Source organism: Pseudomonas sp. AC229 (assembly GCF_979254655.1).
On record NZ_CEEDHK010000001.1, the window covers coordinates 389,837 to 410,803 of the forward strand.

The window sequence follows — 20,967 nt, forward strand, 5'->3', positions numbered from 1 at the left end:
CAGGTGACTGTGCATGCGTTTGATCATCGTCAGTGGCCGGTCCGGTTCAGGTAAGAGCACAGCGCTGGATGTGCTTGAAGACAACGGTTTCTACTGCATCGATAACCTGCCCGCCGGGCTCTTGCCCGAGCTGGCCGAACGCTCCCTGCTGCACACCGAATTGGTTCAACCGCTGGTGGCCGTGTCCATCGACGCGCGCAACCTGCCCAGCCAGCTTAAACGCTTCCCCGAACTGCTTGCCGAAGTGCGCGCCCGTCACATTCAGTGCGATGTGCTGTACCTGGACGCCGACGACGAAACCCTGCTCAAGCGCTTCTCCGAAACCCGCCGCCGCCACCCGTTGACCACCGACGAGCGTTCGCTGGCCGAAGCGATTCGCGATGAAAGCATACTGCTGAGCCCGATCACCGACCTGGCCGACCTCAAGGTCGACACTACGCACCTCAACCTTTACCAACTTCGTGACACCCTCAAGCTGCGCCTGCTGAACAAGCCGGAGCCGGGTACTGCGTTTTTGGTCGAGTCGTTTGGCTTCAAGCGTGGCATGCCGGTCGATGCCGACCTGGTATTCGACGTGCGCTGCCTGCCCAACCCGTACTGGAAACCCGAACTGCGTGAGCATTCGGGCCTGGATTCGGTGGTGTCGGACTATTTGCAGGAACAACCGGACGTACAGGAAATGTACGACGACATTTACGCGTACTTGCATAAATGGCTGCCGCGCATTGCCGCCAGCAACCGCTCGTACGTCACCGTGGCCATTGGCTGCACAGGCGGTCATCATCGCTCGGTATACCTGGCGGACCGGCTGGGGAAAGAACTGAAGAAAACCCTGAAAAACATCCAGGTTCGTCACCGCGATCTCTAGAACCGCGGGACTCTATAGAAGGACTTAAGCAGCGATGCCTGCCTGTGAAATCACCATCATCAACAAGCTCGGCCTGCATGCACGCGCCGCTGCCAAATTCGTCGGCGTGGCGGGACGTTTCCCCTGCCAGATTCGCATTGGTCGCAGCCCGGAAAGCTGTGTGGACGGCAAGAGCATCATGGCCGTCATGATGCTGGCCGCCGGCAAAGGCACCGACATTCACCTGAGCACCGACGGTGAGCAAGGCGATGAAGCCTTAGCGGCCTTGGTGGAGCTGATCAACAACCGCTTCGACGAAGGCGAATAACGCCAAGCGCTAGAGCAAGCGCGGCGCACGTCAAACGTGCGCCTGCCGGAATCAGCTACCGGCTACCGTCATTTTCTCGATCAATACCGAACCGGTTCGCACATTGCTGCGCAGCTCCAGATCGTTACCCACCGCGACGATCTGCTTGAACATGTCGCGCAGGTTGCCCGCGATGGTCACCTCCTGCACCGGGAACTGAATTTCCCCGTTCTCCACCCAGTAGCCACCGGCGCCGCGCGAATAATCGCCGGTCACCATGTTCAGCCCTTGGCCCATGAGTTCGGTGACCAACAAGCCGCGTCCCATACGCTTGATCAGCGCCTGCTGGTTTTCATCGCCATGGCTGACAAACAGGTTATGCACGCCGCCGGAGTTGGCCGTGCTCGGCATGCCCAATTTGCGCCCTGAGTACGTGCCGAGAATGTAGGAACGCAACTCACCGTTTTCGACGAACGACTTCGCGTAGGTCGCCAGCCCGTCACCATCAAACGAGGCGCTGCCCAACGCGCCACGAATATGCGGGCGCTCTTCAAGACTCAACCATTTTGGAAACAGCACCTGCCCCAGGCTGCCTTCAAGAAACGAGGACTTGCGGTAAAGATTGCCGCCGGACACGGCCGACAGAAAATGCCCGAATAACCCGGTGGCCAGCTCCGCCGCGAACAGCACCGGCACTTCGCACGTCGGCACCGGACGGGCGCCCAGACGGCTGACCGCACGCTCGGCGGCACGACGGCCAATGCTGGCTGCGTCGGCCAAGTCTTCGCCGCGCCGGCTCACGTCATACCAATAATCGCGCTGCATCAGGCCATCGGCCTCGGCGATCATCACGCAACTCAGGCTCTGCCGCGTGCTGGCATAGCCGCCAACAAAGCCGTGGCTGTTGCCGTAGACGCGGCAGCCACGGTGGGTGTTCAAACTGGTGCCGTCAGCGTTTTTGATCCGTGCATCGGTGGCGAACGCCGCCGCTTCACATTCCAGGGCGCGCTCGATGGCTTGTTCCGGGGTAATGTCCCAGGCATGAAACAGGTCGAGGTCCGGCAAGTCGCGCGCCATCAGCTCAGCATCGGCCAGTCCGGAGCAGTCATCTTCGGAGGCATGTTTGGCGATGGCCAGCGCCGCCGCCACGGTTTCGCGAATGGCGGCGTCGCCGCTGGCCGAGGTGCTGGCCGAGCCTTTGCGCTGACCTAGATAAAGGGTGATGCCAAAGCCCTGGTCGCGGTTGAACTCAACGGTTTCCACCTCGCCCTGGCGCACCGAAGTCGACAAGCCCTGCTCCACCGAAACGGCCACTTCGCAGGCGCTGGCGCCCTGGGCTTTGGCCTCGGCGATAATTCGCGCCACTTGCTCCTGCAATTGCGGCAGGGCCTGTGGCCCAACTACGTCTGCTGCACTCATAACCTACAACTCCAGTTCAGAGACCAGTCACCTGGCCAGGCCGGACAAGCGGCCTTCGACTCGTTATCATGGCGGCGTTTCCAACTGGATCGACCCCATGTCTGACTATTCCGACGACTTCTCCGAAGAGAAGAGCAAAAGCCAAGTAAAGCGCGAGCTGCACGCGCTGGTTGACCTTGGCGAGCGCCTGACCACGCTCAAACCCGCCCTTATCGAAAAACTGCCACTGACCGACGCCCTGCGTCGCGCCCTGGCCGATGCGCCGAAACACACGGCGAACATCGCTCGTAAACGGCATATCCAATTCATCGGCAAGCTGATGCGTGATCAGAACGTCGATGAAATTCTGGTACTGCTGGACCAGCTCGATGCCTCGACCCGGCAGTACAACGAACGCTTCCACAACCTGGAACGCTGGCGTGATCGCTTGGCCACCGGCACCGACGATGTGCTCGAAGCCTTCGTCGCCGAGTACCCGGACGCCGACCGCACCCATCTGCGTCAGCTGATCCGCCAGGCCCAACACGAAGCGGCACAAAACAAAGCCCCGGCCGCCACGCGCAAAATCTTCAAATACATCCGCGACCTGGACGAAACCAAACGCGGATTGCGCTAGTCCCTACCCCGTTTTCTCGGGTGATGAACTTTTGTGGGAGAGGCTTCAGCCTCGATCTTTTGATCTTGAAAGCATCGAGGCTGAAGCCTCTCCCACAAGGATCTCGATTTGCTTACGACCAGCCGTTATTTATCCAACCGGCTACGCCCACCACCACAACCAAACACACCATCACACCAAACCCACCCACCAGCCAGATATTGGCATTGCGTTTGGTAGCGTCGTAGCGGCCCCAGGTCAGTAGAAGCAGCAAACCGCGCCCCAACTGGTACGCCAGCAAGTCGACAATAACGCTGAGAACTCCGTCGAGCATCAGCTCCCAGTCCCGCCCACCGTAATCAAATCAATCTTCAACGTCGGCTGCCCCACGCCGACCGGCACCGACTGCCCGTCTTTACCGCAGGTGCCCACGCCGCTGTCCAGTGCCAGGTCGTTGCCGACCATCGACACCTTGCTCATGGCTTCCGGGCCGTTGCCGATTAGCGTCGCGCCTTTGACCGGGGCGGTGATTTTGCCGTCTTCGATCAGGTAGGCCTCGCTGGTGGAGAACACGAACTTGCCGCTGGTGATGTCGACCTGGCCGCCGCCGAGGTTGGCGCAGTAGATGCCCTTCTTCACCGAGCGAATAATTTCTTCCGGGTCGCTTTCGCCGGCCAGCATGTAGGTGTTGGTCATGCGCGGCATCGGCAGGTGCGCGTAGCTTTCGCGGCGGCCGTTACCGGTGGCGGCCACGCCCATCAGGCGGGCGTTGAGCTTGTCTTGCATATAGCCCTTCAACACGCCGTTTTCGATCAGGGTGGTGCATTGGGTCGGTGTGCCTTCGTCGTCCATGCTCAACGAACCACGGCGGCCGAACAGGGTGCCGTCGTCAACGATGGTGCACAGGCTGGACGCCACTTTTTCACCGATGCGGCCGCTGTAGGCCGAGCTGCCTTTGCGGTTGAAGTCGCCTTCCAGGCCATGGCCAACCGCTTCGTGCAGCAGCACGCCAGACCAGCCCGCGCCCATCACCACTGGCATGGAGCCGGCCGGCGCGGGAATGGCTTCGAGGTTCACCAGTGCCTGGCGCAGCGCTTCGCGTGCATAGCCCATGGCGCGGTCCTCGGTGAGGAAATACAAGTAGTCGGAGCGGCCACCACCGCCCTGTCCACCGCGCTCGCGACGGCCGTTCTGCTCGACGATAACGCTGACGTTGAAGCGCACCAGCGGACGAATATCGGCGCCCAGGCTGCCATCGGCGGCAGCGACCAGAATGCGTTCCCACACGCCGGCAAGGCTGACGGTCACTTGTTTGATGCGCGGATCAAGCGCACGCGTGGCGACGTCGACGCGCTTGAGCAGCTCGACCTTTTCCGCACGGGTCAGCACTTCCAGCGGGTTTTCCGGCGCATACAAACGCGCCACTTCGGGACTGACAAACGCCTGCACTCGACCATTCTGGCCAGCCCGGGCAATTGAACGGGCCGCGCGGGCCGCTTCGCTCAATGCGACGGGCGTGATGGCGTTGCTGTAGGCGAAGCCGGTTTTCTCGCCGGATTGGGCGCGCACGCCCACGCCCTGGTCGAGGTTGAAACTGCCTTCTTTGACGATGCCGTCTTCCAGCACCCAGGTTTCCGAAACCTGACCGTGAAAGTACAGGTCAGCCGCATCGATACCCGGCCCAGCCAGCTCGCCGAGCACGCCCGGCAGCTGCTCAATGCTCAAACCGCCAGGGCCCAGCAGATGCTCGCTCACGGACAGCAACATGTCGCTCATTTAGTTACTCCATAGGCTCTGGTGAGCCTCTAGGTCGGCGCCTTTAGCGACGACACTGCAAAACGGCGGTGCGTGTGCACCGGCATACGTTGACGGATGTCTGCCTGCTCAACCGCATCGCGGTCGGCCAGCAACACAGCCGCACCTTGGGCCTGCTCGGCAAGCACCCGACCCCAGGGGTCGATGATTGCCGCATGGCCGAATGTCTCGCGCCCCTTCGGGTGCAGACCGCCCTGCGCGGCGGCCAGGATGTAGCACTGCGTTTCAATCGCCCGCGCCCTGAGCAGCACTTGCCAATGCGCCGCGCCAGTTACTGCCGTGAACGCGGCTGGCGCGGTAATCAGCTCGGCACCCGCTTCACGCAAGGCGCCATACAACTCGGGGAAGCGCAGGTCGTAACAGACCGTCAGGCCCAAGCGTCCTACGGGCGTATCGGCGACCACCACATTGCCGCCAAACGCGTAGTCATCCGACTCGCGGTAACGACCACGGCTGTCAGCCACGTCCACATCGAACAGGTGCAGCTTGTCGTATCGCGCGACTTGCTCGCCGTGCGCATTGATCAACAACGAGCACGCGTGGGACTTGGCGTCCGGCTGATCCTGCGGCGGCAAAGGCATGGTGCCCGCCACTATCCATAACTTGAGGTCGCGAGCGGTCTGTTTCAACCACGGCAGTATCGGCCCGTCGCCAAGGGCTTCAGCGCGCCCCAGTGTGGCGAGGTCGCTGCGGCCCATGGCGGCAAAGTTTTCCGGCAGCACCGCCAGTTGCGCGCCCTGCTCGGCGGCTTGTTGCAAGAGCAGGCGGGCTTGGGCGAGGTTGGCCAGCACGTCGTCCTGGCTGACCATTTGAATCACCGCGAGGGACATAGGCGCTCCCTTAAGGTTAGCGAGGTTTTTCGAAGGGCTTGTCGAAGGCAATTTTCGGATCCTGCCAAGAGCCCTTCACGCTGTACTGCACGCTGGCGAAGCGGGCGACTTGTTTGCCCAGCAGCTTGTCGGCCACGAACAGCGCACCACCAATGGCCGGCGCACCGACAATCAGCGCGGCCAGCGGCAGGTTGTTGGTCAGCGGCAAGGTCACCAACAGTTTGGCATCCACCTGGTTGCTGGCCATGTCCAGCGTGCCATTCATTTCCAGGTTGCTCGACGGCCCGGTGAGGGTGATCGGCTCTTTGGTCACGTACACGCCGTTAGTAGCGACCAGCAAGCCTTTCACCCGGTCGTAGCTCAGGCCTTTGTCCAGCAGGTCGGAGAAATCCAGGCGCAGGCGGCGGCCAATGGAGTTGAAGTTAAGCAGACCAAACACCCGCAGCGCCGCCGTCGAACCTTGGGCTTCGACGAACTGGCCTTTGCGCAGCGTGGGGTCGAGCGTGCCGCTAAATCGTTTGAGGCTGATCCAGGCGGGCGATCCCGGCCAGCGGCCGTCGATGTCCATGTGGAAATCCTGGCTGGTGGCGGTAGGTGCGAAGTTCCAGGCCAACAGCACATCCGACAGGTTGCCGCCGCCAATTCGGCCTTTGAACCAACTGCTGGTCGCGCCCGGCGCGCCTTCCCAGCCCACGTCGCCTTCCAGCTGCAAGCCTTTAAGGCCCATGTTGACGTCGCTGAACACCACGCCGTTGGCATTCGGCCGTGCTTTCAGCGACCACGCGCCGAGCAGCGCATCGCCTTGATAAACGCGCTCGATGTTCAAGTTCAGTGCCGGAATCTGCCGAGGGTCGACGTCAGCCAGCGCGTCCGGTTCTTCCACCTCGGGCGCGGCTGGGTCGGCGGGCTGCGGCGGTTGCGCCGCGGGGAAGCGCAGGTGCTTGAGCTGTATATCGATAGGCGCACCGTCGGCGTCGGGCAAGCCCACCACGCCACTGACGCGGTCGCTGCTCAAGCCCACGTTCCAGCCACTGGCGATACGGGTCATCTTGACGTTGAGGTTGTCGATGTCTGCGCCCAGGCCATGAAAGGCGCCGATGTGCAGGTCGGCACTGCTGAAGAATTGCTTGGCGCTGGCGGCCTGGTCACCGGCGTAGCGCTTGGCGACGTCTTGCCAGGCGGTGGCGTCCAGTTCGCTGATCTCGCCGTTAACCTGCAAACCTTTGGCGTTGGGCACACGAGCCGGCTCGCTGCCCAGGCGCAACTCGGCGCGACCGTCGCTGAAGCCGCTGGCCGGTGCGCTGGCAGCGAGACTGGCGAGGTTGGCGTACGTCAGCGCATAGCCGCGCTCGGCACCCTGCAAGCTCATGCGCCATTGGCTCGGGCGTTCATCCGTCGCCGCTTTGCCCAAGGGCGCCGGCAAATCAATGGCCACGCCTTTAAGCGTCGAGTTCACCTGCAATAAGCTGTTGTCGCCGTCCAACACCACCGCCAGCTGCAACGGCAATTCGCCGGAGACCGGCAGCGGCCGGGTGATGCCCGACCAATCGGTGAGGGTTTTCACCGGCACCTGCCCGGCCACTTCGATGCGGCTCGACGGTTTGCCGACTGTTTTGCTCGCCACGGCCTTGCCGCGAACCGGCCGACCGAACACCTGGGCGCGAATGTCCGGTGCGCTCAGGCCGGTGGCCGTGTCGTAGCGGAAATCGCCTTTCACCTGACTCAGCGCCAGCTTCGGCGTTGCCATATTCAGCGTGGCGCCGTCGGCACTGAAGTCGACAATCGCGCGCGTGGTCGGGCCCTGGCCCAGCGGAATATCGAGGTTGAGCTTGGCTTTTAAATCGCCTTCACCGCCCCAGCCTGCAAATATCGAAGCCGTGCCGATGGGCGCTTCCTGAAGAATTTTCAGCGCGTCGGTCATGCTGCTGGCGACATCACCCGTGACCAGCAAGCGCGACGGCTGGCCCTTGGCAACGTGCGGCACGTCGACGTTCACATTGCTAACCGTGCTGTTGAGCATCTGTCCGCTGGGCGCGCGAACGCGAACGCCGGTGTCTTCGATCAGCACATCGCCGGTGATATTTTGCAGTACGGGCCAACCCGGTTGAAACGCCAGTTCGGTGTCATGCACCTTAAAGAACAGACTGATGCTGGTGGCTGTCGGGTCGGCGCCTTTGTTAAGCGAGCCCTGGTACTGGAAATAACCTTCATCAATGGCGCCACGGTGGATGGCCGTGGTCAGCCACTTGGCCAGGTCCTGGCTGAAACTGGGCACCAGAGTCGGCAGGTATTTCTCGACGTATTGGGCGTTGCCTTCCTGCAGCCCGACGCGCAGGTCCATGTAGTCTTCGGTGTCGGGCGCCAGGGTCAGGCGAATCAGGAAGTCGCCCGCCAACTTGCCTTCGTCGCCGACCAGCTTCATGTACGGGGCAATCAGGGTGAAGGCGTCGGCGTTGAGCGTCCAGGTCAGGCGCGCGTTGGCTTTCTGGTAACGCCAGGGTTTGGGAAACAGGTGATCCAGGTGCAGGGCGAAATTCTCGGTGTCCATGCGCAGCTCGCCATGGCCGAGGTCACCGCTGATGCTGCCGGTGACGTTCTCTGCGGCCGGCGCGCCGCCGTAAGCACTGAAGGTGATTTGCTGAAGGTTGGCGGCGAACTCAACGCGCTGGTCGCGGTTGGGCGCCTCGGGCGTAATGCTCAACTGCAGGTTGCGCAACGCACCTTGCGGCTTCAGGCCGTGCAGCACCTCGGCGGCTTTTGCCGGCAGCGGCGCCAGGGCTTCGATGGTGGGCGTCAACGGCGCCAGGTCGAGCCGGTCGGCGCTGACCTGCCAGCGCTGCGGCCGGTTTTCAGCGGCGCTTTGATAGACCAAACCCACCTGCACTTCGCCCCAGCGGGTTTCGCCGAGTGTGGCGGCCAGTGAGTTGAGCAGCACGTTGTAGCCCTGCTCGGTGCGGTTCATGTAGGCCATAACCGCCAAGTCATTGATCTGCACGGCCTTGCGTTCGGCATAGGCGGCGCGCAGCTCTGGGGCATTCAGGCGGGCCACGGCGCGTTGCACCGCACCGTCGGCCCAGGACAGCCAGAACTCGCCACCCGCCTGAAAGCGCTCCACCTGCCAGTCGCGCGTTACGCCGGCCGGCAGCCAACGCGCCCAATCGCTCTGCGGCAAGCTCAAGTAAACCTGCGCCTGCGCCTCGCGCCAGGTTTTCGGCTTCACGCGGGCATCGATGCTCAGGCTCAGCGGCTGGCCGTCGGGCAACGTAACGCGGCCATCGAGGCGCTGGCGGCTGGCGCCGGTGATCAGGTCGAGGTTGATGTAGGTAAAGGTCAGCGGCGTGCTGTCGTGCGGTTCCAGCGCGAGCTGGCTATTGAAGAGGGAAAACTGTTGCACCCGTTTGAGGTTGCGCAGCAGTTGTTCAGGGTCCAATGGCGGATCGTTCTCGCGCTTGGGCAGCCCTTCCATCGTCCATTTGCCGTCGGCATCCTGCACGGCACTGAGTTGCAAGCCATCGACTTCCAGACTGCCGACGCGCACCTGCTGAGCCTGAACGCTGGCCCACAGCGCGGGCACCACACGAACCTGATCGAGGCGCAGCGCGCTGGCGCCCTCGCCCACCTGCACGTCATGCGCCACCAGCAGCGGCGCCAAACCGCGCCAACTGCCTTCCAGGCTGCCAATGGTGACCGGCAGGCCGACGGCTTCGCGCAGCCGGTCTTCGGCTTGCAGGCGGTAGTCGGCAACCATCGGCACCAGCATGCGGCCGATGCTCACATACAGCGCTGCCACGATCAGGCCCGTGGCGCAGAGGTACAGGCCCCAGCGCGTCAGGGTGGCAATCAGGCGGGCGAGGCGCTGCATGATCAGGCGGCTTTCCTTTTATTGTTAGGCCGGGTCGACGCTGCCGGCGCGTGGCTAAACGCGGCGCCGGTTAAGGTCGGGAGAGGTGTCAGAGTAGAACCACGTCGTATTGTTCCTGCGAATACATGCTCTCGACCTGAAATTTGATGGTGCGGCCGATAAAGCTCTCGAGGTCGGCCACATTACCCGATTCCTCGTCCAACAGGCGGTCGACCACTTTCTGGTTGGCCAGCACGCGATAGCTTTCGGCCTGGTAGGCGCGCGCTTCACGCAGAATCTCGCGGAAGATCTCGTAGCAGATGGTTTCCGGCGTTTTCAGTTTGCCGCGCCCCTGACAGCTGACGCACGGCTCGCACAAAATCTGTTCGAGGCTTTCACGGGTGCGCTTGCGGGTCATCTGCACCAGGCCCAGCTCGGTGATGCCGATGATGTTGGTTTTCGCGTGGTCGCGTTCCAGCTGCTTTTCTAGCGTGCGCAGTACCTGGCGCTGGTGTTCTTCGTCTTCCATGTCGATGAAGTCGATGATGATGATGCCGCCCAGGTTGCGCAGCCGCAGTTGCCGGGCGATGGCGGTGGCCGCTTCCAGGTTGGTTTTGAAGATGGTCTCTTCCAGCGTGCGATGGCCAACAAAGGCACCGGTGTTGACGTCGATAGTGCTCATCGCCTCGGCGGGGTCGATGATCAGGTAGCCGCCGGACTTCAACGGCACTTTGCGCTCCAGCGCTTTCTGAATTTCGTCTTCGACGCCGTACAAGTCGAAGATCGGCCGCTCGCCGGGGTAATGCTCGATGCGGTCGGCCACTTCGGGCATCAGTTCGTCAACGAACTGGGTAACTTTCTGGAAGGTTTCTCGCGAATCGACGCGCAATTTCTCGGTACGCAAACTGACCAAGTCGCGCAGGGTGCGCAGCGCCAGGCTGAGGTCTTCGTAAATCACCGAAGGCGTAGGCGCGGTTTTCATTTGTGTGGCGATCTGGCTCCAGAGGCGGCGCAGGTAGCGGATGTCGGCAACGATTTCATCAGCCCCCGCGCCGTCGGCGGCGGTGCGCAAGATGAAGCCGCCAGCCTCTTCGATGCCCTCGGCGGCGATGCAGTCGGCCACGACTTTCTTCAGGCGTTCGCGCTCCACTTCATCTTCGATACGCAGCGAAATGCCGACATGGCTGGTGCGCGGCATGTACACCAGGTAGCGCGAAGGAATCGACAGCTGCGTGGTCAGGCGCGCGCCTTTGCTGCCGATGGGGTCTTTGGTCACCTGCACGGTGAGGCTCTGGCCTTCATGTACCAAGGCACTGATGCTTTCCACGGCCGCACCTTCGCGGGTGGAGATTTCCGAGGCGTGAATAAACGCCGCGCGCTCCAGGCCGATGTCGACAAACGCCGCCTGCATGCCCGGCAACACGCGCACCACTTTGCCTTTATAGATGTTGCCGACGATGCCACGGCGCTGGGTGCGCTCGACATGCACTTCCTGCAACACACCGTTTTCCACCACCGCCACACGGGATTCCATGGGCGTGATGTTGATCAGAATTTCTTCACTCATGACGGCTCTCGCTCATGGCCTGCCAACAGGGAATACCGAATTCGGCGAGTAAGGCGGCGGTTTCACACAGTGGCAGGCCGACCACGGCCGAATAGCTGCCACGCATGCCGCTGACAAACACGGCGGCCAGGCCTTGAATAGCGTAGCCGCCCGCTTTGTCCTGCGGCTCGCCGCTGGCCCAATAGGTGGTTGCTTCAGCGGTGGAAATGGAACGGAAACTGACGTCGCTGCTGACCAACCGCACTTCGCTGCGCTGGCCATTCGCCAGGGCGACGGCGGTCATCACCTGATGTTCGCGACCGGACAGCAATTGCAGCATGGCCAAGGCGTCGGCCTGGTCGGCAGGCTTGCCGAGAATGTGGCCATCGACGACGACAGCGGTGTCGGCACCGAGCACGACGGCCTCGGAGGTGGCGGGCAATGTCGCCAAGCCGGAAGCCGCCTTGGCCAGCGCCAGACGCTGCACATAGTGCTCGGCCGACTCGCCAGGCTGGACGCTTTCGTCGATGGGGGCAGCAAGAATGGAAAAGCCTACGCCGATCTGCGTCAGCAGTTCGCGCCGGCGTGGAGACCCGGAGGCCAGGTAAAGCGTGGCCATGCAGACCTCTCCCTGTCGAGCAGTACAGAGGCAGGCCTAGGCCTTGCCCCGCTTAGTTGACGTTCAAACGCTGATGCACACCGCGCAAGGCCACCGACACCCACGGCCAGAGCAGCGCGCTGACCAGCGCGGGCAGCACAAAAGCCAAGGTGGGCGGCCGGTTGCCAGTCAACGCATTGAGCCACAACTGCACCAGTTGGGCCAAGCCAAACACCACCAGCAGCACCAGGCTTTGTTGCCACATGGGGAACATGCGCAGGCGCTGATGCAGGTTGAGCACAAGGAAGGTCACTAGGGTGAGGATCAGCGCGTTCTGGCCGAGCAATGTGCCATACAACACGTCGACGCCTAGCCCGAGCAACCAAGCGGTGGTCATGCCCACGCGGTGCGGCAGGGCCAACACCCAATACGTGAGGATCAAGGCGGGCCACAGCGGACGGCCCACTTCCATAAAATCTGGCAATGGCGCGACGCTGAGCAGCAGCGCCAGACCGAGGCTAAACCAGATCACCCAGCCATTACGTGGACGCAGACCAATCATCGACGCTCTCCCTGAGTGGCGGGTTTGGCCGGTGTGGCGGCAGGTTTGGCCGGCGTAGTCGCCGGCTTGGCAGGCGCCGTCGGCGCCGGGCTTGGAGCAGCTGCGCCAGCGGGGGCAGGCGTGGCAGCGGGCGCGGGTGACGGCGCTGGCGGGGAGCCGGCGCCTTCATTTTGCAGGGCCTCAGCGGCTTTCTGTTCAGCCTGGCGATCAACCTTTTCTTGCGCTTCGGCCGAATCCGTCGCGCGCTGTTCCGGCGTGCGGGTGTCGGTAAACACCAGCAGCACATAACGGCTGCGGTTCAGCGCGGCAGTGGGAACAGCACGAACGATGGCGAAGGGCTGGCCAGAGTCGTGCACCACTTCTTTGACCACGGCCACTGGGTAGCCGGCTGGGAAGCGCTGGCCCAGACCGGAACTCACCAGCAGATCGCCTTCCTTAATGTCTGCCGTGTCGGCGACATGGCGCAGCTCCAGGCGTTCCGGGTTGCCGGTGCCACTGGCAATGGCGCGCAGGCCATTGCGGTTCACCTGCACGGGAATGCTGTGGGTGATGTCGGTGAGCAGCAACACGCGGGAGGTGTACGGCATCACTTCAACCACCTGGCCCATCAGGCCCCGCGCATCGAGCACCGGCTGGCCGAGGAACACGCCATCTTTGCCGCCTTTATCAATCAAGATGCGATGGGTGAAGGGGTGGGGGTCGACGCCAATCAGCTCGCCCACCAAAACTTTCTCATCCACCAGGGACGACGAATTGAGCAATTCGCGCAGGCGCACGTTCTGTTCGGTGAGCGCGGCCAGCTTTTGCAGGCGACGCTGCATCAACAGCGCTTCGGCTTTGAGTTTTTCGTTTTCGCCGAGCAACTCGCTACGGCTGGTGAATTGCGCGGTGGCGCCATCCCACATACGCACGGGGAAATCCGCCAGCCAATAGAACGGCGTCAGCACCAGACCGAGCTGGCTGCGCATGGGCTTGAGGGATTCGAAACGGGCGTCGACCACCATCAGCGTGGCCGACAGCACAACCAGCACCAGCAGGCGCACACCCAATGACGGTCCTTTGGCAAAGAGCGGCTTAATGGCTGATTGCTCCGACGCTGAAGTGAATATTCATACGGTCCGCATCGCTGGCTGGTGGGCGTGGATTCTGAAGCGCGAAGTGTAACGGCAGTGACCGACTTAAATGCAATGAGCCCACCGGAGTGGGCCCAACAGCCATGCTTTTTTAATGTTCAGGTCTTGTGAAAACGTAGCGAGCGAAGGGTACGCGAGGCGAAAACAGATGAACAAGCGGAGTTGGCTGTAGCCAATGAGCATTGTGAAACTGTTTTTAACGCGGCGTAACCGAGCGCAGTAGTTTTCTCAAGGCCTGGGACTCATTCGCTGGAAAGCAGATCCATCGTATGACGATCCATCATCTCGAGGGCCTTGCCGCCACCGCGTGCTACGCACGTCAGCGGGTCTTCAGCAACGATCACCGGCAGGCCAGTTTCCTGAGCCAGCAGTTTGTCGAGGTCACGCAGCAAGGCGCCACCACCGGTCAGCACCAGACCGCGCTCGGCGATGTCGGAAGCCAGTTCCGGCGGCGATTGTTCGAGGGCGCTTTTCACCGCTTGCACGATGGTGGCCAGCGACTCTTGCAACGCTTCGAGCACTTCGTTGGAGTTCAGGGTGAAGCTGCGCGGTACGCCTTCGGCCAGGTTGCGGCCACGTACGTCAACTTCGCGCAATTCGCCGCCAGCGTAGGCGGTACCGATTTCCTGCTTGATGCGCTCAGCGGTGGATTCACCGATGAGGCTGCCGTAGTTACGGCGCACGTAGGTGATGATCGCTTCGTCGAAACGGTCGCCGCCCACACGCACGGATTCGGCATACACCACACCGTTGAGGGAGATGAGGGCGATTTCAGTGGTACCACCACCGATGTCGACCACCATGGAACCGCGTGCTTCTTCTACCGGCAGGCCGGCACCAATGGCAGCGGCCATCGGCTCTTCAATCAGAAACACTTCACGGGCACCGGCACCGAGGGCCGATTCGCGAATGGCGCGACGTTCAACTTGGGTGGATTTGCACGGTACGCAGATCAGCACGCGAGGGCTGGGCTGCAGGAAGCTGTTTTCGTGCACTTTATTGATGAAGTACTGCAGCATTTTTTCGCAGACGCTGAAGTCGGCGATCACGCCGTCTTTCATGGGGCGAATGGCTGCGATGTTGCCGGGGGTACGGCCGAGCATGCGCTTGGCCTCGGTTCCGACTGCCACGACACTCTTCTGGTTGCCGTGGGTACGGATGGCGACCACGGATGGCTCGTTCAGCACGATGCCGCGTTCGCGAACATAAATCAGGGTATTGGCAGTGCCCAGGTCGATCGAAAGATCACTGGAAAACATGCCACGCAGTTTCTTAAACATGGGATAGGGACCCTAGGCAACGCGTGGGTAAAAAAGTGCGGCAAACTCTAACAACGACGGGGATTTTGGGCAAGGCGCCAATATGTTAAATTGCCGCCTTTTCCCGGCATTAGCGCCCAGTTAGCGGCTTATGACCGCGCGCTGATCTTATCCGTTCCGTACGACATTCCCTACGGACTTCTACTCGCCTCTCGCAGGCCGTTCTATTTAATTGGAGAACACCCGATGGCGCTCGAACGCTCCGAGGTGGAGAAAATCGCTCATCTGGCCCGACTGGGTCTGAACGAAGCCGATATCCCTCGCACCACCGAAACACTGAATAACATTCTGGGCCTCATCGACCGCATGCAAGCGGTCGATACCACCGGCATCGAGCCGCTGGCCCACCCGCTGGAAGCAACCCAGCCCCTGCGTGAAGACACCGTCACCGAACAGAATCAGCGCGACGCTTACCAAGCCATCGCCCCGGCCGTGCAAGACGGCCTGTATCTGGTTCCGAAAGTAATCGAGTGAGGGTTATCGAGTGAGTAAGGACGTGGACATGCACCAACTGACCCTGGCCGAGATTGCCCGTGGCCTCGAAGCCAAGAAATTCTCTTCCGAAGAGCTGACCCGCAGTTTGCTGGCGCGTATCGCCGCACTCGACCCACAGCTCAACAGCTTTATTACCGTGACCCAAGACAGCGCGTTGCAGCAGGCCAAAGCCGCTGACGCCCGTCGTGCCGGCGGCGAAACCGGCGCCCTGCTCGGCGCGCCCCTGGCGCATAAAGATTTGTTCTGCACCCAGGGCATTCGCACCAGCTGCGGCTCGAAAATGCTCGACAACTTCACTGCCCCGTACGATGCCACCGTGGTCGCCAAGCTCGCCGCCGCCGGCGCCGTGAGCCTGGGCAAAACCAACATGGACGAATTCGCCATGGGCTCGGCCAACGAGTCGAGCCATTACGGCGCGGTGAAAAACCCGTGGAATCTTGAGCACGTACCGGGCGGCTCGTCCGGTGGTTCGGCGGCTGCCGTCGCCGCGCGCCTGCTGCCAGCCGCAACCGGCACCGACACCGGCGGCTCGATCCGCCAGCCCGCCGCACTGACCAACCTCACCGGCCTCAAGCCCACCTACGGCCGTGTTTCGCGCTGGGGCATGATTGCCTACGCATCGAGCCTCGACCAAGGCGGCCCATTGGCCCGCACCGCTGAAGACTGCGCCCTGCTGCTGCAAGGCATGGCCGGTTTCGACGCGAAAGATTCCACCAGCGTCGACGAGCCCGTGCCGGATTACGCCGCCACCCTCAACGACTCGCTCAAAGGCCTGCGCATCGGTCTGCCCAAGGAATACTTCGGCGAAGGCCTGGATCCGCGCATTGCCGAGCTGATTCACGCCAGCGTCAAACAACTGGAAGCACTTGGTGCCGTGGTTAAGGAAATCAGCCTGCCAAACATGCAGCACGCGATTCCGGCGTACTACGTCATCGCTCCGGCAGAAGCGTCTTCCAACCTTTCGCGTTTTGACGGCGTGCGTTTCGGCTACCGCTGCGAAGACCCCAAAGACCTCACCGACCTCTACAAGCGCTCGCGCGCCGAAGGCTTCGGTGCCGAAGTGCAGCGGCGCATCATGGTCGGCGCGTACGCATTGTCTGCCGGGTACTACGACGCCTATTACCTGCAAGCGCAGAAAATTCGTCGCCTGATCAAGAACGACTTTATGGCCGCGTTCCAGGATGTGGACGTGATCCTCGGCCCAACCACGCCCAACCCGGCCTGGAAAATCGGCGCGAAGAACAACGACCCGGTCGCCGCCTACCTCGAAGACGTCTACACCATCACCGCCAACCTTGCGGGCTTGCCGGGCATTTCCATGCCGGCGGGTTTCGTCGACGGTTTGCCGGTTGGCGTACAACTGCTCGCGCCCTACTTCCAGGAAGGTCGCCTGCTCAACGTCGCTCACCAGTATCAGCTCAACACTGACTGGCACACGCGCACACCGACAGGCTTCTGAGGAGAAACACCATGCAATGGGAAGTTGTTATCGGGCTGGAGATTCACACCCAGCTCGCCACCCAATCGAAGATTTTTTCCGGCAGCGCCACCACCTTTGGTCAAGCGCCGAACACCCAGGCCAGCCTGATCGACCTGGGCATGCCCGGCGTGCTGCCGGTGCTCAACGAAGAAGCCGTGCGCATGGCCGTGAAATTCGGTCTGGCCATTGATGCCGAGATCGGCCAACACAACGTGTTTGCCCGCAAAAACTACTTCTACCCTGACCTGCCCAAGGGCTACCAGATCAGCCAGATGGAATTGCCCATCGTCGGCAAGGGCCACCTGGATATCACCCTGGAAGACGGCACCGTCAAACGCGTCGGCATCACCCGCGCGCACCTGGAAGAAGACGCCGGTAAAAGCCTGCACGAAGACTTCAGCGGCATGAGCGGCATCGACCTCAACCGCGCGGGCACGCCGCTGCTGGAGATTGTTTCCGAGCCAGACATGCGCAGCGCCAAAGAGGCGGTGGCCTATGTGAAAGCCATTCACGCGCTGGTGCGTTATCTGGCCATTTGCGACGGCAACATGGCCGAAGGTTCGCTGCGTTGCGACTGCAACGTGTCGGTTCGCCCCAAAGGCCAGGTCGAATTCGGCACGCGTTGCGAGATCAAGAACGTCAACTCGTTCCGCTTTATCGAGAAGGCGATCAACAGCGAAGTGCAGCGCCAGATCGAGCTGATCGAAGACGGCGGCAAGGTCATTCAGCAAACCCGTCTGTACGACCCGAACAAAGACGAAACCCGCGCCATGCGCAGCAAGGAAGAAGCCAACGACTACCGTTACTTCCCCGACCCTGACTTGCTGCCGGTGATCATCGACAACGCCTTCCTCGACACCACCCGCGCCACCCTGCCGGAGCTGCCGCCGCAAAAACGCGAGCGCTTCCAGGCGCAGTTCGGTTTGTCGGCCTACGACGCCAGCGTGCTGGCTTCCAGCCGCGAGCAAGCCGATTACTTCGAGCAAGTGGTCAGCATCAGCGGTGACGCCAAGCTGGCGGCCAACTGGGTGATGGTGGAGCTGGGCAGCCTGCTCAACAAACAAGGCGTGGAAATCGACGCCTCGCCGGTGAGCGCCGAGCAACTGGGCGGCATGTTGCTGCGCATCAAAGACAACACCATCTCCGGCAAGATCGCCAAGATGGTCTTTGAAGCCATGGCCAATGGCGAAGGCAGTGCAGATCAAATCATCGAAGCCAAGGGTCTCAAGCAAGTCACCGACAGCGGCGCCATTTCCGCCGTGCTCGATGAAATGCTGGCGGCCAACGCCGAGCAGGTTGAACAGTACCGCGCCGCCGATGAAGCCAAGCGCGGCAAGATGTTCGGCTTCTTTGTGGGCCAGGCGATGAAAGCTTCTAAAGGCAAGGCCAACCCGCAGCAGGTTAATGAGCTGTTGAAGCAGAAGCTGGAAGGTTAACGGCAAAACCCTCTCCCTAGCACTCTCCCGCAAGCGGGCGGAGGGAACCAGACCGAGTTGCCGTAGCTCCCCTCTGCCCGCTCGCGGGAGAGGGGTCGGGGGAGAGGGTTTTAGGCTTTGTTCCCACCCCAACACGGAGACACAGGTATGTGGCGCGTTCTAGTAGCAGGAAGCTTTCTCGCGCTGTTGAGCGCCTGTACCACCCCCTCCTTTCGCGGCAGCCCGAGCCCCAGCGATAACACCCCGGCTTATAGCGGTCATTACGATGAACGCGGCGAAGCCTCGTATTACGGCGCCCGTCACCACGGCAAGAAAACCGCCAGCGGCGAGCGCTTCGATCAGACGCAACTGACCGCCGCCCACCGCACCCTGCCCTTCGGCACGCAGGTTCGGGTGACCAATCTGGACAACAACAAATCCGTAATTCTGCGCGTCAACGACCGCGGCCCTTACAGCCGCAAACGCTTGATCGACGTATCCCATGCCGCCGCCGAACAACTGGGCATGGTGCGCAGCGGCGTAGCCACGGTGCGTGTGCAGAGTCTCGACTGATTTCGTGAGGAAACGCTATGAGCGAACAACCTAAAAGCGGCGAGCAGATGCGCCGCCAGGTGATGGGCGATGCCTTCGTCGACCGCGCCTTGAACAACGCCACCGACTTCACCCAGCCGCTGCAAGACTTCGTCAACGAGCACGCCTGGGGTTCAGTCTGGAGCCGTGAAGGCTTGCCGCTAAAAACCCGCAGTCTGATTACCCTCGCCGCCCTTACCGCCCTGAAATGCCCGCAAGAGCTGAAGGGCCATGTGCGCGGCGCGCTGAACAATGGCTGCACGGTCGAAGAAATTCGCGAAGCGCTGCTGCACTGCGCCGTCTACGCCGGCGTGCCGGCCACCATCGACGCCTTCCGTGCCGCGCAGGAAGTTATCGAAAGCTACGAACCGGCCCCACCAAAACCGTAGGTTGGGCTCAGCCAAAGGCGAAGCCCAACACTCACGACCAAACCACTAAGCCTCCACAAGCCCCTGCTCTTCCAGACGCAACTGGCGCCCATGGAATTGCTTGAGGCTGCCCCGGTGGCCAATGCTGATCAGGCTGCTGCCGGGCAACTTGTCAGTCAGCAGGCGGTACACCGCCGTCTCATTGGCCTCGTCCATGGCCGACGTGGCTTCGTCGAGGAACAACCAACGCGGCTCCACCAGCAACGCACGGGCAATGGCGACGCGCTGTTGTTCGCCCGGCGAGAGCACGCGCTCCCAGTGATTTTCTTCTTCTAGGCGACCAGTGAGGTGCGCCAGGTTGCAGGCTTGCAACACCTCGTGCAGGCGTTCAGTGGAATAGGTGTTTTCGGCCTGCGGATAACTCAGCGCCGCGCGCAGGCTGCCAATCGGCAGATACGGTTTTTGCGGCAAAAACAGGCTGCTGTCCGGCACGTTCAAGGCGCCCTTGCCGAATGGCCACAAGCCGCTAAGCGCACGCAGCAAGGTGCTCTTGCCGCTGCCGGAGGCGCCGCTGATTAACACGTGTTCGCCCGGTGCAATATTCAGCGACGTGGGGTTCAGCAATACGCGGCCATCGGCGAGGCTCAGCTGCACTTGGTTCAGGCTCAGTTGCTCGACGTTGCGACTGCGGGTAATCGCCGGATTGGCGTCCAGATGCTCGCCCTCGGCCAGCGCCTGACGGAAGCTCAGAATCCGGTCGCAGGTGGCGCGCCATGCCGCGAGGCTGGCGTAGGCGTCGATAAACCAACTCATGCTTTCCTGCACGTTGCTGAACGCCGAATTGATTTGCATAAGGTCGCCAAGCTGAATCTTGCCGGCGAAATAGCGCGGGGCTGCGACGATCATGGGAAAGATAATGGCGATCTGGCCATAGCCCGAACTGAAGAATGTCAGGCGCTTCTGCACCTTCATCAGCTCCCAAAAGTTGCTCCACACTTTGGTGAAACGCCCCATCAGCCGCTGCTGTTCGTTTTGCTCGCCGTTGTACAGGGCAATGCTTTCAGCGTTTTCGCGAATACGCACCAGGCCAAAACGCAGGTCGGCTTCGTAGCGTTGCTGGTTGTTGTTGAGCACGATCAAACGCCGCGCCACCAAGTGCACCAGCCAACTGCCGACCAGCGCATACAGCAGCGCCGCCCAGAACATATAGCCCGGCACGTCGATGCCAAAGATTTCCATGCTGCCGGACACGCCCCACAGAATCACCGAGAACGACACCAGACTGACCACGTTGCGAATCAGCCCCAGGCCAAGGCTCAGCGTGCTGTCGGTAAAGCTGTTGAGGTCTTCAGCCAGACGTTGGTCCGGGTTATCGGTGTAGCCAGCTTGCTCGAGGCGGTAGTAGTTCTTGTGCGCCAACCAGGCGGCAAAGTGTTTTTCCGTGAGCCAGCGACGCCAGCGGATGGTCAGCATCTGCGTGAGGTACAGCTTGTACACCGCGATCAGAATCGCCACCGCCGCAATGCCGCAGAAGTACAGAATCAGCCGGGTAAAAGCTTCAAGGTCTTTGTTCTGCAGGGCGTTGTAGAAGTCGCGGTACCAACTGTTGAACCACACCGAAATCGCCACGCCCACCAGCGACATGGCGATCACTGCAATCAACAACAACCAGGCCATGCCTTTTTCTTCGCTGCGCCAGTAGGCGCTGGCGAGGTGCCAGACGCGGGAGAAAAAGTGGCTGGGCAGCGCATCATTGACCGCTGAATATTCGGCGTTCTTACTCATGGATGGCACTCAAGACAGGGA

At 61.7% G+C, this 20,967-nt stretch carries 19 protein-coding genes; 8 read left to right on the forward strand and 11 right to left on the reverse strand.

Annotation, left to right across the window (positions count from 1 at the left end):
- Nucleotides 1-13 precede the first annotated feature (13 nt).
- Both rapZ and AC0IW7_RS01760 read left to right on the forward strand, forming a co-directional pair.
- Nucleotides 14-868 (forward strand): RNase adapter RapZ, encoded by an 855-nt coding sequence (gene rapZ / locus AC0IW7_RS01755; RefSeq protein WP_471815482.1) that lies wholly within the window; start codon nt 14-16, stop codon nt 866-868.
- A gap of 34 nt (nt 869-902) precedes the next feature.
- Nucleotides 903-1,175: an HPr family phosphocarrier protein gene (locus AC0IW7_RS01760; RefSeq protein WP_122494356.1), complete on the forward strand. Its 273-nt coding sequence runs from the start codon at nt 903-905 to the stop codon at nt 1,173-1,175.
- A gap of 51 nt (nt 1,176-1,226) precedes the next feature.
- On the opposite strand, the gene pmbA is transcribed toward AC0IW7_RS01760, so the two are convergent.
- Nucleotides 1,227-2,573, reverse strand: a complete 1,347-nt coding sequence (gene pmbA / locus AC0IW7_RS01765) for a metalloprotease PmbA (protein ID WP_471815483.1) — start codon at nt 2,571-2,573, stop codon at nt 1,227-1,229.
- A gap of 97 nt (nt 2,574-2,670) precedes the next feature.
- Between pmbA and yjgA the strand changes: the two genes are divergently transcribed.
- Complete coding sequence (gene yjgA, locus AC0IW7_RS01770; protein ID WP_463539990.1) at nt 2,671-3,189, forward strand: ribosome biogenesis factor YjgA; 519 nt, start codon at nt 2,671-2,673, stop codon at nt 3,187-3,189.
- 112 nt (nt 3,190-3,301) lie between these two features.
- Here the strand turns inward: yjgA and AC0IW7_RS01775 are convergent, their stop codons facing one another.
- From AC0IW7_RS01775 to mreB, 9 genes are all read right to left on the reverse strand, one after another.
- Entirely contained in the window at nt 3,302-3,502 is a 201-nt protein-coding gene (locus AC0IW7_RS01775; protein WP_471815484.1) for a hypothetical protein, read from the reverse strand.
- Nucleotides 3,502-4,944, reverse strand: a complete 1,443-nt coding sequence (gene tldD / locus AC0IW7_RS01780; RefSeq protein WP_471815485.1) for a metalloprotease TldD — start codon at nt 4,942-4,944, stop codon at nt 3,502-3,504. The genes AC0IW7_RS01775 and tldD overlap by 1 nt, the downstream gene beginning before the upstream one ends.
- Before the next feature lie 29 nt (nt 4,945-4,973).
- Nucleotides 4,974-5,813, reverse strand: coding sequence for a carbon-nitrogen hydrolase family protein (locus tag AC0IW7_RS01785; RefSeq protein WP_122494366.1), 840 nt, complete (start codon nt 5,811-5,813; stop codon nt 4,974-4,976).
- A 16-nt stretch (nt 5,814-5,829) separates the two neighbouring features.
- Nucleotides 5,830-9,675, reverse strand: a complete 3,846-nt coding sequence (locus tag AC0IW7_RS01790) for a YhdP family protein (protein ID WP_471815486.1) — start codon at nt 9,673-9,675, stop codon at nt 5,830-5,832.
- Between the two features lie 88 nt (nt 9,676-9,763).
- Nucleotides 9,764-11,221 carry a ribonuclease G gene (rng, locus tag AC0IW7_RS01795; RefSeq protein WP_122494371.1) on the reverse strand — a complete coding sequence of 486 codons (1,458 nt, stop codon included), beginning with the start codon at nt 11,219-11,221 and terminating at the stop codon, nt 9,764-9,766.
- On the reverse strand, nt 11,214-11,819 hold the full coding sequence (locus tag AC0IW7_RS01800) for a Maf family protein (RefSeq protein ID WP_471815487.1): 606 nt from the start codon (nt 11,817-11,819) through the stop codon (nt 11,214-11,216). Before AC0IW7_RS01800 ends, rng begins: the two co-directional genes overlap by 8 nt.
- A 52-nt stretch (nt 11,820-11,871) precedes the next feature.
- On the reverse strand, nt 11,872-12,360 hold the full coding sequence (gene mreD / locus AC0IW7_RS01805) for a rod shape-determining protein MreD (protein ID WP_122494374.1): 489 nt from the start codon (nt 12,358-12,360) through the stop codon (nt 11,872-11,874).
- Nucleotides 12,357-13,391: a rod shape-determining protein MreC gene (gene mreC, locus AC0IW7_RS01810; RefSeq protein WP_471815605.1), complete on the reverse strand. Its 1,035-nt coding sequence runs from the start codon at nt 13,389-13,391 to the stop codon at nt 12,357-12,359. The genes mreD and mreC overlap by 4 nt, the downstream gene beginning before the upstream one ends.
- A 344-nt stretch (nt 13,392-13,735) precedes the next feature.
- Entirely contained in the window at nt 13,736-14,773 is a 1,038-nt protein-coding gene (gene mreB, locus AC0IW7_RS01815; RefSeq protein ID WP_108096189.1) for a rod shape-determining protein MreB, read from the reverse strand.
- A gap of 225 nt (nt 14,774-14,998) precedes the next feature.
- Between mreB and gatC the strand changes: the two genes are divergently transcribed.
- The 5 genes from gatC to AC0IW7_RS01840 all read left to right on the forward strand — a co-directional run bounded on the left by gatC (nt 14,999) and on the right by AC0IW7_RS01840 (nt 19,182).
- The gene (gene gatC / locus AC0IW7_RS01820) at nt 14,999-15,286 is read left to right on the forward strand and encodes an Asp-tRNA(Asn)/Glu-tRNA(Gln) amidotransferase subunit GatC (protein ID WP_471815488.1); all 288 of its coding nucleotides are present in this window, start codon (nt 14,999-15,001) and stop codon (nt 15,284-15,286) included.
- A gap of 28 nt (nt 15,287-15,314) precedes the next feature.
- Nucleotides 15,315-16,766: an Asp-tRNA(Asn)/Glu-tRNA(Gln) amidotransferase subunit GatA gene (gene gatA / locus AC0IW7_RS01825; protein WP_471815489.1), complete on the forward strand. Its 1,452-nt coding sequence runs from the start codon at nt 15,315-15,317 to the stop codon at nt 16,764-16,766.
- An 11-nt stretch (nt 16,767-16,777) separates the two neighbouring features.
- Nucleotides 16,778-18,223: an Asp-tRNA(Asn)/Glu-tRNA(Gln) amidotransferase subunit GatB gene (gene gatB / locus AC0IW7_RS01830; RefSeq protein ID WP_471815490.1), complete on the forward strand. Its 1,446-nt coding sequence runs from the start codon at nt 16,778-16,780 to the stop codon at nt 18,221-18,223.
- Nucleotides 18,224-18,370: 147 nt separating this feature from the next.
- Entirely contained in the window at nt 18,371-18,775 is a 405-nt protein-coding gene (locus tag AC0IW7_RS01835) for a septal ring lytic transglycosylase RlpA family protein (protein ID WP_471815491.1), read from the forward strand.
- A 17-nt stretch (nt 18,776-18,792) separates the two neighbouring features.
- On the forward strand, nt 18,793-19,182 hold the full coding sequence (locus AC0IW7_RS01840; RefSeq protein WP_471815492.1) for a carboxymuconolactone decarboxylase family protein: 390 nt from the start codon (nt 18,793-18,795) through the stop codon (nt 19,180-19,182).
- A gap of 45 nt (nt 19,183-19,227) precedes the next feature.
- On the opposite strand, the gene AC0IW7_RS01845 is transcribed toward AC0IW7_RS01840, so the two are convergent.
- The gene (locus AC0IW7_RS01845; protein WP_471815493.1) at nt 19,228-20,946 is read right to left on the reverse strand and encodes an ABC transporter ATP-binding protein/permease; all 1,719 of its coding nucleotides are present in this window, start codon (nt 20,944-20,946) and stop codon (nt 19,228-19,230) included.
- Between the last annotated feature and the right edge of the window lie 21 nt (nt 20,947-20,967).